The organism is Tenacibaculum xiamenense, assembly GCF_964513065.1.
Taxonomy (GTDB): domain Bacteria; phylum Bacteroidota; class Bacteroidia; order Flavobacteriales; family Flavobacteriaceae; genus Polaribacter; species Polaribacter xiamenense.
In genome coordinates, this window is sequence record NZ_CAZEQU010000042.1 from 350,148 (window position 1) to 369,200 (window position 19,053).

The 19,053-nt window shown below is 31.7% G+C and carries 18 protein-coding genes; 11 read left to right on the top strand and 7 right to left on the bottom strand.

Annotated elements, in window-relative coordinates; all coding sequences use genetic code 11:
• Positions 1-38: 38 nt before the first annotated feature.
• Complete coding sequence (locus ACKTTV_RS21085) at positions 39-830, bottom strand: LytR/AlgR family response regulator transcription factor (protein WP_408032864.1); 792 nt, start codon at positions 828-830, stop codon at positions 39-41.
• Between the two features lie 399 nt (positions 831-1,229).
• Between ACKTTV_RS21085 and ACKTTV_RS21090 the strand changes: the two genes are divergently transcribed.
• The gene (locus tag ACKTTV_RS21090) at positions 1,230-4,370 is read left to right on the top strand and encodes a SusC/RagA family TonB-linked outer membrane protein (RefSeq protein WP_408032865.1); all 3,141 of its coding nucleotides are present in this window, start codon (positions 1,230-1,232) and stop codon (positions 4,368-4,370) included.
• 4 nt (positions 4,371-4,374) lie between these two features.
• Positions 4,375-5,811: a RagB/SusD family nutrient uptake outer membrane protein gene (locus tag ACKTTV_RS21095; RefSeq protein ID WP_408032866.1), complete on the top strand. Its 1,437-nt coding sequence runs from the start codon at positions 4,375-4,377 to the stop codon at positions 5,809-5,811.
• Between the two features lie 238 nt (positions 5,812-6,049).
• On the opposite strand, the gene pyrF is transcribed toward ACKTTV_RS21095, so the two are convergent.
• A complete protein-coding gene (gene pyrF / locus ACKTTV_RS21100) occupies positions 6,050-6,862 on the bottom strand; it encodes an orotidine-5'-phosphate decarboxylase (protein ID WP_408032867.1) in 813 nt (270 codons plus the stop codon).
• A 63-nt stretch (positions 6,863-6,925) separates the two neighbouring features.
• Between pyrF and ACKTTV_RS21105 the strand changes: the two genes are divergently transcribed.
• From ACKTTV_RS21105 to ACKTTV_RS21135, 7 genes are read left to right on the top strand one after another with little or no spacing between them, the layout of a single operon-like run.
• Positions 6,926-8,002, top strand: a complete 1,077-nt coding sequence (locus tag ACKTTV_RS21105) for an ABC transporter permease (RefSeq protein ID WP_408032868.1) — start codon at positions 6,926-6,928, stop codon at positions 8,000-8,002.
• Between the two features lie 50 nt (positions 8,003-8,052).
• Entirely contained in the window at positions 8,053-8,526 is a 474-nt protein-coding gene (locus ACKTTV_RS21110; RefSeq protein ID WP_408032869.1) for a TlpA family protein disulfide reductase, read from the top strand.
• Between the two features lies 1 nt (position 8,527).
• Complete coding sequence (locus ACKTTV_RS21115; RefSeq protein ID WP_408032870.1) at positions 8,528-9,058, top strand: TlpA family protein disulfide reductase; 531 nt, start codon at positions 8,528-8,530, stop codon at positions 9,056-9,058.
• 50 nt (positions 9,059-9,108) lie between these two features.
• Positions 9,109-9,867 carry a triose-phosphate isomerase gene (gene tpiA, locus ACKTTV_RS21120; RefSeq protein ID WP_408032871.1) on the top strand — a complete coding sequence of 253 codons (759 nt, stop codon included), beginning with the start codon at positions 9,109-9,111 and terminating at the stop codon, positions 9,865-9,867.
• Between the two features lie 5 nt (positions 9,868-9,872).
• The gene (gene prmA / locus ACKTTV_RS21125) at positions 9,873-10,706 is read left to right on the top strand and encodes a 50S ribosomal protein L11 methyltransferase (protein WP_408032872.1); all 834 of its coding nucleotides are present in this window, start codon (positions 9,873-9,875) and stop codon (positions 10,704-10,706) included.
• A 6-nt stretch (positions 10,707-10,712) separates the two neighbouring features.
• Positions 10,713-10,988 carry an ATP-dependent Clp protease adaptor ClpS gene (locus tag ACKTTV_RS21130; RefSeq protein ID WP_408032873.1) on the top strand — a complete coding sequence of 92 codons (276 nt, stop codon included), beginning with the start codon at positions 10,713-10,715 and terminating at the stop codon, positions 10,986-10,988.
• Between the two features lies 1 nt (position 10,989).
• The gene (locus ACKTTV_RS21135) at positions 10,990-11,274 is read left to right on the top strand and encodes a hypothetical protein (RefSeq protein ID WP_408032874.1); all 285 of its coding nucleotides are present in this window, start codon (positions 10,990-10,992) and stop codon (positions 11,272-11,274) included.
• A gap of 374 nt (positions 11,275-11,648) precedes the next feature.
• Here ACKTTV_RS21135 and ACKTTV_RS21140 read toward each other — a convergent pair whose 3' ends face one another.
• From ACKTTV_RS21140 to ACKTTV_RS21160, 5 genes are all read right to left on the bottom strand, one after another.
• Positions 11,649-13,040, bottom strand: a complete 1,392-nt coding sequence (locus tag ACKTTV_RS21140; protein ID WP_408032875.1) for a TolC family protein — start codon at positions 13,038-13,040, stop codon at positions 11,649-11,651.
• Positions 13,041-13,078: 38 nt separating this feature from the next.
• Positions 13,079-14,437 (bottom strand): HlyD family secretion protein, encoded by a 1,359-nt coding sequence (locus ACKTTV_RS21145; RefSeq protein WP_408032876.1) that lies wholly within the window; start codon positions 14,435-14,437, stop codon positions 13,079-13,081.
• An 11-nt stretch (positions 14,438-14,448) separates the two neighbouring features.
• On the bottom strand, positions 14,449-16,107 hold the full coding sequence (locus ACKTTV_RS21150) for a peptidase domain-containing ABC transporter (RefSeq protein ID WP_408032877.1): 1,659 nt from the start codon (positions 16,105-16,107) through the stop codon (positions 14,449-14,451).
• The gene (locus ACKTTV_RS21155; protein ID WP_408032878.1) at positions 16,097-16,777 is read right to left on the bottom strand and encodes a TetR/AcrR family transcriptional regulator; all 681 of its coding nucleotides are present in this window, start codon (positions 16,775-16,777) and stop codon (positions 16,097-16,099) included. Before ACKTTV_RS21155 ends, ACKTTV_RS21150 begins: the two co-directional genes overlap by 11 nt.
• A 141-nt stretch (positions 16,778-16,918) precedes the next feature.
• On the bottom strand, positions 16,919-17,350 hold the full coding sequence (locus tag ACKTTV_RS21160) for a hypothetical protein (protein ID WP_408032879.1): 432 nt from the start codon (positions 17,348-17,350) through the stop codon (positions 16,919-16,921).
• A 79-nt stretch (positions 17,351-17,429) separates the two neighbouring features.
• On the opposite strand from ACKTTV_RS21160, the gene prfA reads away from it, so the two are divergent.
• Together prfA and rpsU are read left to right on the top strand one after the other, a co-directional pair.
• Entirely contained in the window at positions 17,430-18,506 is a 1,077-nt protein-coding gene (gene prfA / locus ACKTTV_RS21165) for a peptide chain release factor 1 (RefSeq protein ID WP_408032880.1), read from the top strand.
• Positions 18,507-18,816: 310 nt separating this feature from the next.
• Positions 18,817-19,005, top strand: coding sequence for a 30S ribosomal protein S21 (gene rpsU / locus ACKTTV_RS21170; protein ID WP_408032881.1), 189 nt, complete (start codon positions 18,817-18,819; stop codon positions 19,003-19,005).
• The last annotated feature ends 48 nt before the right edge of the window (positions 19,006-19,053 follow it).

The following is a 19,053-nucleotide window of genomic DNA, read 5'->3' on the forward strand; positions in this document are numbered from 1 at the left end:
ATTAAATGTTGAGTAAAATTACAAAATATGTTTGTTGTTTATCTAACGCCCATCAATTCTTGAAATTCTTTTTTATAACCTTTACTTACTCTGAATATTTTATTGTCGTTTGTTTTAACGTCAGTTTCGCCGTAATTAGATGTAATAACTTCATCAACATAGTTCGAGTTAATTATTGTAGACCTATGAATTCGTATAAAGTTTGAAGAGTTAAGTCTATTTATAATGCTAGAAAGAGATTCCCTTAGCAAATACTTTTTATTATCAATGGTGAATATTTCTAAATAGTATCCAGAAGCAGAAATATACTTAATTGAGTTGGTGTCAAGAAATATAACCTTATTACCTGTTTTTATATTTATACGTCTGTTATTTGATGAATGAGAAACAACATTCTTTTCTTTAACAAGGTCAAGGATGTTTTCTAAATTATCCTGAAAATTTGCCAGTTCTTCTTTTCTTTTAAATTCAATAATTTTGTTTAAGGAATTAAAGAAACGGTCTTTTTTGTAAGGCTTTAGTATGTAATCGAAAGCAAAATAATCAAAAGCTTTAATAGCATATTCATGGTGCTTGGTCACAAAAACAAACATTGGCTTTTTTAAAAGAGAAATGTTTTCAATGATTTCAAAACCTGAAACCTTGTTAATTTCCACATCTAAAAAAACAACGTCTGGATTAAGTAAATTTATTTTTTCAATAGCATCTTCCGCATTAGACGAATCGTCTAATACTTCGATTACACTGTGTTGATGTATTAATTCTTTTACTTTTGCTTTAGCAACTTCATCACTATCTATTATGAAAGCGGAAATATTCATTTTTTTCATTTCATTTTCTTCTAAATAAGAGAAAATAGAAAATCCATAAGTTGGATTGTTCAACAACTCTTAAAATCTCTGTAAACGTATAATTTTCAATTTGTGGTTATAGCAATTGAGAAGTTAATTTACATGGGGGTTATACAAATCATTTTATCCGGGGAAAATCTTCTAAAATTCAATATTTAAAGCAAAATTAAGGAAGAAAACTCAGTAAAAGGAAGGAAATGCGATATATTAAAAAAAAATTAACATCTCTTTAATAAGTTATAAATTCTTGCGGTCATTTTTTTATATCCTAATTCCGTTTTTTCACATCAAAATTAAAGTTATTTACATCAAATGAATGTTAACAGAAGGTTACTACCCATAGTTTTATAGCTGTTAATAATAATTCAATAATTTACAATGAAAACAAAGTTTAATGGAATTTTAACGCTTTTCTTGGCGTTGATTGTGCAGATAACTTTTGCGCAAGACAAGACAGTTTCAGGAAACGTTTCTGACGAATCAGGACCATTACCTGGAGCAACCGTTTTGAAAAAAGGTACTACTTTCGGTACTGAAACTGACTTTGATGGGAATTATTCTTTAAAAGCTAAAACAGGAGATATCCTAGTGTTTAGTTTTGTAGGGATGAAAACTGTTGAAAGGGTAGTAGGATCTTCAAATCAGATAAATGTTCTTTTACAAAGTGATAGTAGTTTATTAGAAGAAGTAGTTGTTGTAGCATATGGAACTCAAAAGAAAGAAGCAGTAGTAGGATCTGTTTCGGTACTTTCTGATGAAGTATTAGAAAATCAACAAGTTGTTTCTGTAACAAATGCACTTCAAGGAAGTGTTGCTGGTGTAAACATAGTTGCCGCAGGAGGACAACCAGGAGATAATCCGACAATTAGAGTAAGAGGGGTTGGGTCAATAAACGCAGATGCTTCTCCGTTAATTGTTTTAGATGGAACTCCTTTTAATGGAAACCTTAACTCGATTAGTGCCGATCAAATAGAATCTATGACTGTTCTAAAAGATGCTTCTTCGACGGCTTTATATGGATCAAGAGGTGCAAATGGAGTTATTTTAATTACAACAAAGAAGGGTAGATTGAATGCTCCTACTTCAATTGCTTTAAGATCTACTTTCGGTGTAGCCAATTTAGCGGTAAACCCTCATGATTTAATTAGTACTGACGATCAATTCAGGTATACATGGGAGGCCATGAAAAACACTGGGGTTTATGTTAATGGAAACACTGAAGCAGTAGCTGCTCAAAATGCAACTAATAATTTAGTTACAGGGTTTGGATACAACCCTTATGGACCTTCTGTTAATAATCCAGTTGATGTAAATGGTAACTTAGTTACCTCTAATAAATTATGGAATACAGATTGGAGAAAATTAATGTTCAACAATGCAGCATTAAGACAGGAGCATGGTTTAACTGCGTCTGGTGGTGGAGAAAATTCAACATACTTTTTCTCGGTAAATTACCTTAATCAAGAGGGTTCAATTGCAACATCGAAATTTGAGCGTATCACTACAAGGTTAAACTATAATACAAAAGTAAAAGATTGGTTAGAATTAGGATTTAACACTTCTTATTCGACTTCTTTCCAAAATGCACCAACTCAAGAAGGAGGGGCATATAACTCGGCAACTCAATGGACAACAGGTGTTTCTTCAGTGTATCCTCTATATAGAAGAGATGAAAATGGAGAGTTTATTTTAGATAATTCTGGGAATAGAATATATGATTATGGTAATGCTGTAGGTCAAGTTTTGAATGCAACTAGACCTCAATTTGGTGGAGAGAATGCCTATGGAAGTTTATTTAACTACAAAAGGATCAGAAGAAGAGATAACATTCAGGCTAATGGGTATGTTAAATTTAAAATAACACCTGAATTATCATTCAGATCGACTTTAGGATATGAAAAAGCAACGTTCGATTCTTTTGGATACAATCATAATGAATTTGGAGTTGCTGCGAACATTGGAGGAAGAGTTACACAAAACAGAGATCTTAGAACTACTTTAAATATAACTAACGCTCTAAACTTTAATAAGTCTTTTGGAGACCACACAATTGATGCTACTTTAATTCAAGAAGGGTATAAATTTAAATTAGACGCTTTAGGTGCTCAAGGAATTGGATTTTTACCAAATGTTGAAGTATTAAATGGTAGTACTACCCCAGAAAGTGTTAGAGGTTTTGTGAATGAAGAGCGTATAGAAAGTTATTTAGGTCGAGCTTCATACAGTTATTTGAATCGTTATTTTATTGAAGGGGCATACAGACGTGATGGTTCTACTAGATTCCATGAAGATCAAAGATTTGGTGATTTCTATGCAATTGGTGGTTCTTGGGTTATTTCAAAAGAGTCTTTTTTACAAGGAAATTCTGTTCTTAACTTTTTGAAATTGAAAGGATCTTATGGAGAGTTAGGTAATAATAAAGTTCAGGCTGCTAATGGAGCTGATTTATATTTCCCTTATTTATCGTTATTCAATACAGGAAATAATGAGTTAGATAATCCTGGTGTTGTATTAGGAAATGTTGCTGATCCATCATTGTCTTGGGAAAAAACTTCTACTCTTAACGTAGGGTTAGACTTCGGGTTGTTTAACAATAGATTAAGCGGTAGTGTTGAATATTATAATAGAGAATCTATTGATCTTATTTATGGTAAACCACTTCCTGGATCTACAGGAAATACTGAAATTAGAACAAATGTAGGAGCTATATCAAATTCAGGTGTTGAGGTTAACTTAAACTCTACCAATATTTCGAACGAAAACTTTGAATGGACTACTAACTTGAATTTATCTTTTGCAAAAAACCAAATTTCAGAACTTACGCAAGATTCATTTATTAGAGGAACAAAAAGATGGGAAGTAGGAACTTCTTTGTTTGAATTCTTCTTACAGGAATATGCAGGAGTTAATCCAGATAACGGAGAGGCATTATGGTATAAGGATGAAGTTGATACTAATGGAGAACTTACAGGAAAAAGAGTAACTACTAATAATTACACTGAAGCTACTAGATATAGAACAGGTAAAGAGTCATTACCAGATGTAACTGGAGGTTTAACAAACACATTTAGGTACAAGAATTTTGACTTAAATATTTTAACAAACTTTAGTTTCGGAGCTTACGTATATGATTGGACATATTCTGGTTTAATGGATGGTTTCTCTCGTTTTGGAACTGCTGCTTCAGTTGATATTGCTAGACGTTGGCAAAAACCTGGGGATATCACGGATGTACCTAGATTATTAAACAGTAATAATGATTATAATGGAATGTCTGACCGTTTCTTATTTAAGAATGATTTCGTAAGATTAAAAGCATTAACATTTGGTTATACGTTACCATCTGATGTTGTTGAGAAAGCTGGTTTAGGTAGATTAAGATTCTATTTTCAAGGAGATAACTTGTTTACTTACCAAACTCACAAAGGTATTGATCCAGAACAGAATATTGATGGAACAACAAATAACAGATCTTTTAATCAAAGAATTTATTCTTTCGGAATTAACTTAGAATTATAAAATTATGAAAATATTAAAATATAATATAAATCGTCTTGTAGCATTGCTTCTGGTTGTTTCAACAGTAGTTAGTTGTAGCGAAGACTTTTTAAATGAACCAGTACCTACAGATCAGGTAAGCCCTGATGTGATATTCGGGTCTAGAGCAGGTGCAGATGCCTTCATTTCTGGAATTATGAGGAATTTTAGAGGGCAATTTTTAAGAGATGATTCAGCTGGTGTAAACTCTATTTATTATGCACGTACGGTTAAAGGTAATGATATAATCCAGGGACAAACGTGGTTTTTATTTGATTATGCAAATGAGAATAGAGAACCTACGTACAGAAGAACTAGATTTACTTGGAATTATTGTTATTATATGATTAATCAAGCAAATAACTTGATTAACGGTGCATTGGCCTCTCAAGATTTATCGGATATTGATAAAAAAGAAGTTGTAGGTCAAGGTAGAGCAATTAGAGCATTTTTCTACTTCCAATTAGCAATGGAATTTCAGCATACTTATACCTATGATAGTACATTGCCAGCTCCTCCAATTTATTTAGAGTTATCATTAGAGGGGAAACCAATGTCTACGATTGATGAAATGTATCAATTAATTATAGAAGATTTAACCTACGCTACTGAAAACTTAGGAGAAGATAGATTGGCAAAATCTTATATTAATCGTAATGCAGCTTATGGAATATTAACAAGAGTATACCAAACAACTCATAACTGGGCTGGAGTTGAAGAATCTGCAAGACGTGCTTACGGAGGAGGAAGTCCTGAGAGTGTTTTAAGTACTGATTACGATAATGGATTTAATGATATTTCAAATATAGAATGGATTTGGGGTAGCGCACAAAGCCTAGACCAATCTAATTATTATTGGGGGGCTCCTTATTCACATGCTGATCATACTGTATTATCATATGCGGGGACTTATTTTAACAATGATTTTGTTAATTTGTTCAGTGTAAGTGATATTAGAAACTTATTCTCTAATCATTATGGAGTACCTGCTGATGATTTTAGACATAATGTAACTTCGAAATTTACGTTTAATTTTGATTCTGATCACCCAATTATTAGAACTGCGGAAATGCTTTTGGCGGAAGCTGAAGGAAAATATCACAATGGTGATCAGGCTGGTGCTCATGATATACTTTTTGCTTTACAGTCAAACAGAGATCCTTTAGCTGTTAAATCGACTAACACAGGTGAGGCTTTATTAGCAGAAATTTTAGTAGAGAGAAGAAAAGAGCTTTACGCAGAAATTGGAGTAGAGTGGTTCGATGCTAAAAGATATAGAAAAGGTATCACTAGAACAGGAAACCATAGAGTATTAACACCTGCAAGTTTGACACCAGATGATAAAAGATTTATCTTAAAAGTACCACAATCGGAACTAGATGCAAATCCAAATATCGATGAGAGTGTAAATCAAGGTAGATAAGGAAATATTACTAATAGTTTTATAGTAATTAAAAAGCTGAAATCGTTAGATTTCAGCTTTTTTTATGGTTACTGATAAAATTGTTTGTTTTAAATCAAAACATCGGTTATTCAAATCAAATTTCAAAGTGACAAGCACTAAAGAAAGTACCTTTGCTCAATATACCATTACTTTGTTCTCATTGGTATATTGTTTGAATTAATTAGATAAGTCAAGGAGTCATTAACCTTGACTTTTTTTATTGTAGTATGATTTCCATTTGCTTTTGAAGAGATTCAGCTTGTGTAGCTGCTTTTTCAGCAAAATCTTCATGATTGCTTGCGTAAATAATTCCTCTTGAAGAATTAATTAATAAACCAATTTGATCATTCATTCCATATTTACAAACATCTTGTAAATTTCCTCCTTGTGCACCAACGCCTGGAACTAACAAAAAGCTATCCGGAATTATGGCTCTGATATCTGCTAAATATTCTGCTTTTGTTGCACCTACAACATACATTAGGTTTTCTGAATTTTGCCAACCTTTTGATGTTTCTAATACATGTTTATATAATTCTTGGTTTCCAACTTCTTTAGTTTGGAAATCAAAGGCTCCCGTATTTGAAGTTAGCGCTAACATTATGGTATGTTTGTCCTTAAAGGCAAGAAAAGGTTCTACTGAATCTTTTCCCATGTAAGGAGCAACTGTAACACTATCAAATGCTAAATCTTCAAAAAATGCTTTTGCATACATCGTAGAAGTATTGCCAATATCACCTCGTTTTGCATCGGCGATTGTAAAGATGTTAGGGTGGTTTTTATTAAGATACTCAATAGTCTTTTCAAGAGCTTTCCATCCTTTTATACCGTAAGCTTCGTAAAAAGCGGTATTAGGTTTGTATGCTACACATAGGTGGTGAGTGGCATCAATAATGGCTTTATTAAAGGCAAAAATAGGATCTTCTTCCTTTAAAAGATGTTTTGGGATTTTATTTAGATCGACATCTAGACCAATACATAAAAAAGACTTTTTCTTCTTAATTTCAGATACAAGTTGTTGTGTTGTCATGAGTTCTTATAAAAGTTAGGCAAAAGTAAGCAAATTTAGGAGTTTCTGTTATCTTTGTTTTCAATGTTTCAATATATTATAAACAAGATTTTTTATGGATTCTTGACTTTATTAGGAGTAATAACAGTCATTTTTTTTCTGTTTAATGTACTACCAGGAGATCCGGCAAGAATGATGCTTGATCAGAGAGAAGATACACAACAATTAGAAGCTATTCGAAAAAAATACGGCTTCGATAAACCAGTTTTTGTTCAATACCTTTATTATTTAAATGATGTTTCACCAATTTCTTTTCATAGCTCTTCTGAAGAAAACTATACGTACTTAGATAAGAAGAAATATAATATTATAGCTGTTGGAACTATAGGGGGTGCTAGTATAGCTTTGAAAACTCCGTATTTAAGGCAATCATTTCAAAAAAATGGGAAGAACGTTTCAGAGGTAATAAATGAAACGATGCCCAATACGTTTGTGTTGGCTATTTCCGCGATTAGCATAGCCATATTATTGGGGCTGTTTTTAGGAGTCATGTCTGCAATATTTAAGGATACTTTGTTTGATAGGGTAATAGCTCTTATAAGCACTTTAGGAATGAGTGTTCCGTCATTTTTCTCGGCAATTTTATTCGCTTGGTTATTTGGTTTTGTTTTGCACGATATAACCGGATTAGAAATGACTGGAAGCCTTTATGAAGTTGATAATTTTGGTGAAGGCATGCATATTAAATGGAGTAATTTAATTTTACCTGCATTGGTTTTGGGAATACGTCCACTAGCTGTTGTTATTCAATTAATGAGAAATTCTTTACTTGAAGTTTTGAGTCAAGATTATATTAGAACGGCAAAAGCTAAGGGCTTGAATACTTTTCAGATAATTAAGAATCATGCATTCAAAAATTCGTTGAACCCTGTGATAACAGCAATTTCAGGATGGTTTGCGTCGATGTTAGCTGGAGCTGTTTTTGTCGAGTATATATTTAATTGGAATGGCTTAGGAAAAGAAATTGTAAATTCATTAAATACGTTGGATCTCCCTGTTATTATGGGAAGTGTGCTTATGATAGCGACCATCTTTATTTTTATAAATGTTTTAGTCGACATAATTTACACATGGCTTGATCCAAGAGTAAAGCTTGAATAATATTTAAAAGTTCTGTCGTTTAATAAGTATAATAAATACTTTGAGTTAGAATGAAAAAATTAATACTACTATCATTAATTCTTACTAGTTGTGGAATGTTTCACCCAACCAATTTTGATAAACCTTCTTTAAACGAAAAAGTTCTTTCAGTAAAGAGAGATTCTATTAGGTTTTCTGAGATATTAAAAAATAATAGCTCTGAGAAAACCTTAATTCATATTTACGCTAGCTATTGTCCATTTAGCCAAAACAGTTTAAAGGAAATAGCACATTTTCAAAAAGAAAATAAAGAAATAAATTATGTTTTTTTGTCAGTTGACCATTCCTATTTCGACTGGAAGAGAGGATTAGAAAATTTACCGGTTAAAGGGAATCACTACTACCTACCAACAAAAGGGAAGGGAGTATTAGGACGTTTTCTAAAACTTAAAGAAATTCCGAGATTTTTGGTTTTAAACAAAGAAAAAGAGATCAAAATATTTAAATCTTCTAAAGTGTCAAAAATAAAAGAATCGTTACAATAGAATGATAGTTAAAAGCAAAGAAAAGTTTCACCTTGTAACAGAGAGGTTAGTTATTTATATTGTTGTGTTGTGCTTTTTTTGGGTTGGATGCTCAAAGAAAAATGAAACACATTTTTCAAAAAAGGCACTTCATGATATTCTAATGACTAAGAAAGGTGATTCAATAGAAGTGAACGAAATTTTTCAGCTTCACAATACAAAAAAGGTAGTTATTAATATTTGGGCATCTTGGTGTAAGGATTGCCTGAATAGTATTCCAAAGAATAATGTTCTTAAAGAAAAGTATTCTGGTTTTCGCTATGTAAATATATCAATTGATAAAAATTATGAGGAATGGGGTAAAGCTTTGAAAAAATATGATGTTTTGGGAGAACATTATTATTTACCTTCGGGTTGGGATGGTGATTTTGGTGAGTTTTTACAATTGGATTGGATTCCTAGGTATTTAGTTGTAAATGAGGATAAAACAATTGATGTTTTTGATTGTACCCAATTGAAAGAAAACGTTTTAGATAATACCTTAAAAAAATGATGTACTTTTGTTAACAACAAACTTCAGTAATTATAATAAAACTTTATACAGTGAGAAAAAATATCGTTGCAGGTAACTGGAAAATGAACAAAAACCTTAAAGAAGCAAAAGATCTTATTAAGGGAATTAAAAAAGGAGTATCATCTAAAAAATCTAAAGGAAAAAGAGTAATTGTAGCTCCAAGTTTTGTAAACTTAAACTCTGCTGTAAAGAGAACCGAAAAATCAATTATTGAAGTTGCAGCTCAAAACATGCATGAAGCTAAGAGCGGTGCTTTTACAGGGGAGGTTTCTGCAGATATGTTATCTGAAATTGGAATTGAAATTGTGATATTGGGTCATTCGGAAAGAAGAAGTATCTTTGCAGAGTCAAACGAATTATTAGCTAAAAAGGTTGACACGGCACTTGCAAACAATTTAGAAGTAATTTTTTGCTTTGGTGAGTCGTTGGAAGATAGAAAATCTGAGAAACATTTTGAGGTTGTTGAAACTCAATTAAGAGAAAGCCTTTTCCATTTATTAAAAGAAAACTTCTCTAATATTATTTTAGCATACGAACCAGTATGGGCAATTGGGACAGGAGAAACTGCTTCACCAGAACAGGCTCAGGAAATGCATGCTTTCATTAGACAAGTTTTAGAAAAGGAGTACAACAAAGAATTAGCAGATTCTGTTTCTATTTTATATGGAGGAAGTGTTAAGCCGGCAAATGCTGAAGAAATTTTCTCTAAACCTGACGTCGATGGAGGATTAATAGGAGGTGCTTCATTAAAGCCAAAAGACTTTTTAGCAATAGTTGAAGCTATTTAATCTAAATGGATAACATATATACTGAATATAATTTTACAATATCGCCAAAAGAGCCTGGTACTGAAATATTAATTGCCGAGCTTGGATTGGTAGGTTTTGAAAGTTTTGTTGAAAATGAGAACGGAGTAGTAGCTTATATTCAGAACAATGATTGGAATGAGAATATATTAGAAGACGTTTTCGTGTTGAAATCGAGCGAATTTACTATTGAATATTCTCATAAGGAAATTGAGCAAACCAATTGGAATGCCGAATGGGAGAAAAATTTTAATCCTATTCAGGTTGATGATAAAGTAAGTGTTAGAGCTCCATTTCATGAAAACCCAAATTTAGAGTTTGATATTGTTATTGAACCTAAAATGAGTTTTGGAACTGGTCACCACGAAACCACCTATATGATGCTGCAACATCTACTAGATTTGGATGTTACGAATAAAAAAGTACTAGATATGGGTTGTGGTACAGGAATTTTAGCGATATTTGCTGAAATGAAGGGTGCTAAACCAGTCGATGCCATAGATATAGATTCTTGGTGCTACACAAATTCTTTGGAGAATGTTGAAAGAAATAATTGTAAAAATATTTCTGTTTTTGAAGGGGACTCTGTGTTATTAAAGGATAAAAAATACGACTTAATAATAGCGAACATTAATAGAAATATCTTATTGAAAGATATGGAGGTTTATACAAATTGTTTAAATGATAATGGGACATTGTTATTGAGCGGATTTTATCAAGAAGATATTCCGATCATAGATAAAGAGGTGAAAAAGTATAAATTATTGTTAATTAAGACTATAGAAAGAAATAATTGGGTAGCTTTGCGCTATCAAAAATAAGGCAGAATGAGTACAATTGAAAAAATTCAAGAAGAGCTAGATGTTTTAACACTGGAAACTAGACAACATGAAATTATCTTGTACAATGATGATGTAAATACGTTCGATTTTGTAATAGATAGTTTAATAAGTGTATGCGAACATACACCAGAACAAGCAGAACAATGTACAATATTAGTACATTACAAGGGTAAGTGTTCAGTTAAAACAGGAGGTTTTAAAGAATTGAAACCAAAATGTTCTAAATTATTAGATTTAGGCCTTTCGGCTGAAATAGTATAGAATGGAAAACGTTTTTAGGTATTATGAGTTTTCTGATTTTTTTGAAGATAAATCTGAAACTTTTTTAGGAGATTCAATATGCTATTCAGAATTAAATGAAGAACATTTTTTAATTTTTGAAAAAAAATATTTAGAAGGATCAGATACATATAATTTATATGTGTCAAAATATAGCTCAAAAAGAGATATAGGGGGTAAGAAGCCAGAAATACTGGAGCTTTTAGTGGAAAATTACGATAAATCTATACCAGAACACAGGGTTGTTTTAAGGAAATATTTATACTAGAAAATAGTAATTTTAAAAAAGTTTAATTTTTTTTAAATTTTTTGTGACCTTTAAAATAATAGTGTGTCAAATAAGTGTAACCAACAAACAAAAACACGGTTTAAGAGTTACAAAAGTTCATTAAATATAGAAATTATTAGTAATAGTTTGTTTTCCCTAAAGTAGAATTCATATTTTTGCGTTATGAATTCATTATCAAAGGCTTCTCTGAGTAAGATTTCCCTATGTTAACATTCCCTGAAAGGAGAGCTTTTTTTGAAATAAGAAACAAAGTATACATTTATATAAAAATATTTACAATAGTAGTAGTTAGTTTTTATACTAAGTTTGGTTAGACGAAAAGGCCTTGGACAGTTGTTCAAGGTCTTTTTAATTTATATAGCATGTTGATTCAATACTTGTAATAACTCAGACTTAGATACGAAATACTTGTATTGAGTATTAATATACTTTAGTTGATTTTCAATAAGCTTTACTTCTCGGTAGTTTACTAAAAATAAAGAGCCTTCACCCAAACTGAATTTGCGCTCTTCACTTTGCACTAAGTTCTTATAGTCTACTACAAGCTCATTCAAAATATTGTATTGCTCTTTGTATGAGTTTATTTGTTGAACAGTACCGTCTATTTTGTTTCTAAGATTAACTCTGGTAGAGGCAATGTCAAAATCAATCTCTTTGATTTTGATTTTAGCAAGTTTTAAATCTCCTCGCTCTTTTCTTAAGAATAAAGGGATGCTTACATTAAGGCCACCTTTATAATTAGAAGTATTGAAAGAATTGATGCTTCTGTAGTCAGATGATAAGAAATTATATTGAAGATCTACTTTCGGAAGCAGATTATTTAATTTTAATCTTTTATCAATGATTAAACTTTGTTTCTTTAATTGTAGTTTAACCAGCTTAGGATGGTCTTCAATATTGAAATCTACTGCATCTGTTATGGAAGACGTCAAAACCGCATCAATAACGTTAACTGTTTCGTTGTCTGGTATTACCATTTCGGTTAATTCTAGGGGAACATCATTGTCTAACCATAGGAAATTTGAAGCTTCTAGTTTTGATTTGATGTACCCAATTTTTGCCTTTTCAAGATCTAGTAATCTATTTTTATAATTAATACTAGCTTCCAAGGTGTCAACTGCAGGTTTGTCTCCTGATTCAAAGCTTCTCTTAACACTTTTTAATCGTATTTCAGCATTCGTTAAATAGTCAATATATACGTTCTTTATTTGATGATTTTTTAACCACTTAAAATAAGTCTTTGTGGCGTCAAAGAGAATTTTGTTAACAAGTATTTTTTGTTTCTGTACTGATTGCTGATTGTATAATTTCGCTTGCCTCAAAGAAGCCATTCTTTTATTGGTTAAGAGTCCTTTTGCAAGCGAAACGGATACACCTGCGCTGTATAAGCCTTCTTTAGGTGTTTTAAGCTCTGGATTAAGATATACGCCGTCATTACTTTCATAGTTGGCCTTGAACTCAACTCCGTACCAAGTTGGTATTTTAAACGTACTATTGAGTTTGTCATAATATTCAGTTCCCTTGAAGTTTTTTCTATTGTAATCAACTTCAATTTTTGGATCGAAAGCACCTCGGGCTTTAAGCAATTTGGCTTCTCCTTTTGAAGAGACTAACTGGGCCTGTTTTAAAATGGGATGAAACTTTTTTACATAGCCTAAATACTCTTCAAAAGAAAGGATGTTTGAATTTTCCTGAGAAAAAACAATAGAACTGATGAAACAAAAAGCGAGTAATAACTTTTTCATTGATGTTTATGAATTTAAAGCTAAGTAATTGACTTAAATTATTTTTTCTTTTTTTTCTTGGTGTCTGATTTCTTTTCAGGCTGATAAAAGTTTGGTGGGAAACTATTAATTTGTCGCCACAACTCATACCAAATAGGAACGTTTTCAAGTAAAGCAATAGTTCGTGCTCCTGAACCAACTCTAATAGCTGTAGGCCATGGTTCTGTTTTTTGATCTGGAGTTAATAAAACTCTAAACATTCCATTACTACTAATAAAGTTTTCAATAGCGATAACTTCTGCACCGTAAGTTCCATAAGAAATATTTGGCCAACCACTAAAAACTATCGCTGGCCATCCGTCAAACTGTACTCTTACTTTTTCGCCTATATGAATCAAAGGAAGGTCAATTGGACGAACAAACATTTCAACAGCTAAATCGTAGTTAGCGGGCATAATACTTACAAGTTGCTCACCTTCTTTGAATGTTTCACCCAAACCGGATTTAATAGCTTTATTGATAAAGCCGTCTTGTGGAGCGGTAACATATAATAAACTACCTCTCTTTTTATAATTGGCTAAATTAGTTTCTAGTTTTGAAACTTGAGCCTCTCCGTCAAAAGCACTCGATTGGGCAGTAAATAAACTACTTTGAGCTTTTGAAAGCTTGTCTGCATAGGTAGCTTTTAATGTTGATATTGCTAAATCGGCATTAATAACTTTATTCTTAGATGTTAAAAGCTTATTCTGTTGTGAAATTAATTTAGCGTTTGCCTCTTGAAGCTTAGCTCTTTTTTCTTCCACATCTTTAACAGCTTTTAATCCTTCTTTTTGAAGTGTAACCGCACGATCAAATTGAATTTTGGCGATTTCATTCTTAGTTTTTACAGCTTCTAAATCAATACTATCACTCTTAACTTTTAAATGAGCTTGAGTAAGTTTGTTTTTAGCTTGATTTAATTTTAGCCCTCTCTCTTGTTGTAGCGCACTTATTTGATTTTGAAGTGCTAAAACCTTATTCTTATAAGCGACAACGGATGATGATTTGGCATCTAACTGAACTCCTGTTCTTTCTGCAAGCCTCTCATCAAAATAATCACTTTTAATTTCTGAAATTCTTAAGATGGTATCTCCTTTCTTTACAAAATCACCTTCTTGAACAAACCATTGTTCTATTCGTCCAGGAATTTGTGATTGTAACGTTTGCGGTCTTTGACTAGGTTTTAAAGTTGTTACATTTCCTTTACTGGTAATATTTTGCGTCCAAGGGAGGAACATAATGATAAAAAGAATAACTATAAAAACGAGTAAGAATTTTTTAAACCTTTTATGGTATTCTTTAGTGAAAATTTCCTTTCCTGATTTTAAAGAGGTAAGGTCGATGTATTTTGAAATTTTATTTTGAGATATGTTTAACATGAGCGCTTACTTTATTTTTTTAAACTTCCATTTTCTAAAACAATATGCTTGTTGCATTTGTCTCTCCAACTTGGGTTACTACTTACAACAACCAAACTCCATGGCTGTTTTGGACTAGCTAAAAACTCAATTATTTTTTTCGTTTCATCTCCCTTAAATTGATCTAAAGGGTCTTCTAGTATTAACACTTTAGGCTTTTTGGCAATTGCTCTTGCTAAAACAATTTTCTTCGAAATGGTATAAGCTACTTGTTTTCCCTCTGGTTTTAATATGGTGTTTAATCCTTTTGGTTGCAATTTTATATAATTGGTTAGCCCTACATTGTTAAGTATTTCAAAAATTTGATCATCGGTAATGTCGGGGTTCCCAAAAGATATATTTTCTCTTATTGTTCCTTCAAAAGGTGTTTCTTCGGACAATGAAAGTCCTAATTTTCCTCTATACTTTTTTATGAAAAGACATTCAATCGAAAGATTATTGACAAAAATGTTTCCTGAAGTAGGAAGATTCACACCAGATATTAACTGCAATAGGCTTGATTTACCGCTACCACTTTCACCCTCAACAAGTATTCTGTCTTGAGGATTGATAGTTAATGAAATTTTATTAAGGATTGGTCTGTTTAAATCTTTTACTTCATAACTGACGTCATTTAACTCTATTGTTAAGTTGTCTTCATTTTCAATAACTTCTCCTTCTTGAGCTTCTAATGGTTTATCATTTACTTGCCCCAATTTTTCAATAGAGGTTAGTACGTCGTAATACGATTCTAACCCAAGGATTAATTTCTCAACAGAAGTAATAATTAATAAAATGATAATTTCGGCAGCAACAAATTGACCTATGTTCATTTTTTGATTAAGTACTAGAAAACCTCCCATGAACAGTAATCCGAAGGTTACAAGTACTTTAAAACCAATCATTTTTTTATACTGAAGCACTAGTATTTTAAAGTGATCTTCACGTGCATCAAGATAATCAGCAACAAAATTGTCACACTTTTGAAGAGCTAAGTTTGTCTTTCCTGAAACTTTAAAACTTACTACAGCTCTGGCTACTTCCTGAAGCCAGTGAGCAACTTTATATTTATGCTTTGACTCTTTTAAACTTGTATCTAATCCTTTTTGAGCGGTGTACTTAAAAACAGCATAAATTAAAAGTACAAGTAACAAACCAAAGAAAATAAAAAACGGATGGTAAAATGATAAAAGTACAAGAGCAAATATGATCTGTAAAAATGCAGATGGGACATCAATTAATAATTTTGAAAGTCCTTTTTGTATGGTAAGTGTATCGAAAAAACGATTGGCCAACTCAGGGAGATAGTAATTGCGTAGCTCGCTCATTTTAATTTTTGGAAAACGATAGCTTAATTCAATTGATGCTCTAGTAAAAATACGTTGTTGAATTGTTTCAATAATTCTCATTTGCATGAGTTTTAAAACACCAGAAAAGGCAACTCCACAGGTAACAAGAATAATTAAAATAACCCAGGAAGCAGAAACTTGTGCTCCTTGAATTAAGTTTATAATCGCTTGAATACCAAGGGGTAGTGATAATGCTACAACTCCCTCGAAAATAGCAAAATAAGCAATTTGTAAAATGTCTTTTCTCTCCAGTTTAACTAATCCAAGAAAACGTTTCCAAGGAGTAAGTGTGTTATTTGTCATTTACTAAAGTGTTAAGGGTTAAGTTGGTTAAAAAATCAGTAGGGGTTATGGTTTCACTGCAACTGGTTATTGATGGAAAGTGTAATTTCATATAATGTTGGTGTAGGGCGCTTTCGGTTATAGTTCCTGCTAAGCTTAAAGCATATTGGTAGGTATCGTTGTATGAAAATATAATTTCGGCCAATCTCTTTACTACCCTTTTATAAGCCATAAAATACCCTACTTTATTTTCGGTATCAACGTCTTTGGTGAGATAAGATTTTGAGTTCTCATTGATAACAATTTTATTCAATAAAACCTCATTGATATGCCCGTAATTATTATCTTGTTTAGTGGTTCTGGTAACAACTTCGATTGCTTTAATAAGTTTTTCTTTAGAATCGTTAATGCTATATGTTTCCATTACCAATTGATACTCAATCCAGCCCCAATACCAAGAGGTTAGGTATATTAAAAGTTTATGCTTGCTTTCAAAATATCTATATATAGAACTTTCATTTGAACCTATTTTTTGCCCTAATTTCTTAAAATTAAAGTTTTCAAAACCTATCTCTTCAATTAAAATAATACTATTCTCTATAATTCTCTTACCTAAGTTAGATGACTCGGGGTCTTTAATATAGGTGCCTTCAGGGGTGAAAATTTTAATGTTAGAAAGTAAATTCTTCATACTTAAAATAAATTTGCGCAAAAATAATAGTATTACTTTTAATTTTGTGAAGATGAGTGTTAAAATAAAGTCAAAGTTTTATTAATTAACATTTATTGTTGAGAATTGAAGTTTACATAAAACAAAAAAGACTTAAGTGCATTACTTAAGTCTTTCAAATATAAAATCTAATTCGATATCTTCATTTGATACTTTGGCATAGAGCTTTTCCTTGTGCTTCCAGTATTTTATTTTTTTAGGAAATTCATTTCGTTCATTTATACAGGTGAAAGATGAGTCAGTTTGGTTTGTAAAAACAAAATAAGTAGGAGAATCGTTAACTCCTGTAACCTTTAAATTCAAGGTGTCCTTTACTTTTTCTATAGTTAATATTTCTTTAAACGTTGTGTCTTTTTCTTTAATTGTATAGCCAAAACCATTCAAATTGTTATCCCAATTTTCAAAAGTAGTCGTATTTGGACTGTTGTTTATTCTAACCCAATTACCAATTAAAAAACTAGGGCGGTTAGATTTGACTTTAGAATTACATGAAATGAACATGAATATGAGTGAAAGAATAGCAAGAGTTCTCATAAACCTTTTGGTTTTAGTTGTTTGTAGATTATTCAAATTTAAAGAAAAATTGTAAATTCGCAATCCAAGATTTGATGCGATGCTAGATAAATTACAGATTGTTAAACAACGTTATGATGAAGTTTCTGATTTGATTATTCAACCAGATATTATTTCTGATCAAAAACGTTATGTTCAATTAAATAAAGAATATAAAGACCTAGGTAAGGTTGTCAAGAAAGCTAATGAGTATGAAGGTTTATTGGCAAATATAGATGAGGCTAAGGAAATCATAGCAGATGGAAGTGATGCTGAGATGGTTGAAATGGCAAAAATGGAAATGGATGAGGCTAAAGATCGTATTCCGGTATTGGAAGAAGAGATTAAGTTTTTATTGATTCCTAAAGACCCTGAGGATGGAAAAAATGCCGTTGTTGAATTGAGAGCAGGAACGGGTGGTGATGAAGCTAGTATTTTTGCAGGAGATTTATACAGAATGTATTCAAAGTATTGTGAAGGCAAAGGTTGGAATGTTTCAATAGTAGACTATAGTGAAGGTACTAATGGCGGTTTTAAAGAAATACAGTTTGAAGTTTCAGGAGAAGATGTTTATGGAACCTTGAAATTTGAAGCAGGAGTTCATCGTGTACAAAGAGTTCCTCAAACAGAAACTCAGGGACGAGTGCATACTTCAGCAGCTACTTGTATGGTTTTCCCAGAAGCAGAAGAGTTTGATGTAGAAATTAACCCTAAGGATGTTAGAATAGATTATTTCTGTTCTTCTGGACCTGGAGGGCAATCAGTAAATACTACTTACTCTGCGGTGCGTTTAACGCATATACCTACAGGTTTGGTGGCGCAATGTCAGGATCAAAAATCACAGCATAAAAACAAAGAAAAGGCATTTAAAGTATTGCGTTCGCGTTTATATGATTTGGAGTTGGCAAAAAAGCAGGCTGAAGATGCGGCAAAAAGAGGTTCGATGGTAACATCTGGAGATCGTTCAGCGAAGATTAGAACTTATAATTATCCGCAAGGTAGGGTCACTGATCATAGAATAGGTTTGACATTGTATGATTTACAAAATATTGTAAATGGAGACATACAAAAAATCATTGATGAGTTAATGTTGGCTGAAAATACTTCTAAGTTAAAAGAATTAGGAGAAACAATATAAAAAGAAGAGCTCGATATTCGAGCTCTTTTTATTTATGGTATATAAGTTTGTATTGCCATTAAATATTCATAACTTGCGATAATATTTGTGTTCTATCTCAAAATAAGGAAATATCTAAGATTTTATTCTCTTCCGGGGCAAACAAAATTTTCGAAATACATTTTTAAGTTTTCTTTTTTTATAGAATTAAAACCTTTTCTATTATCGTATATGAATAAGGTTGTAACTTTTTGGCTATATAAGTTTTATTATACTGTTGAATGGTTGTGAGAGCCCAAATGAAATAATTGTATAATTAAAATTTTAAAGTATGTTAAAAATAATAGTAAAAGAAGGTGAGAATATTGATAGAGCTCTAAAGCGTTATAAGCGTAAGTATAGAGATGTTAAGGTTCTTCAACAATTAAGAGAAAGAAAGCAATATGTAAAGCCTTCTGTTCTAAGAAGAGCAGAGATTCAAAAAGCTGCATATAAAGAACAACTTTTTAAAGAAGATTAAAAAGATAAAAAAAGCTCAATCATTTCCGATTGAGCTTTTTTTAGATGT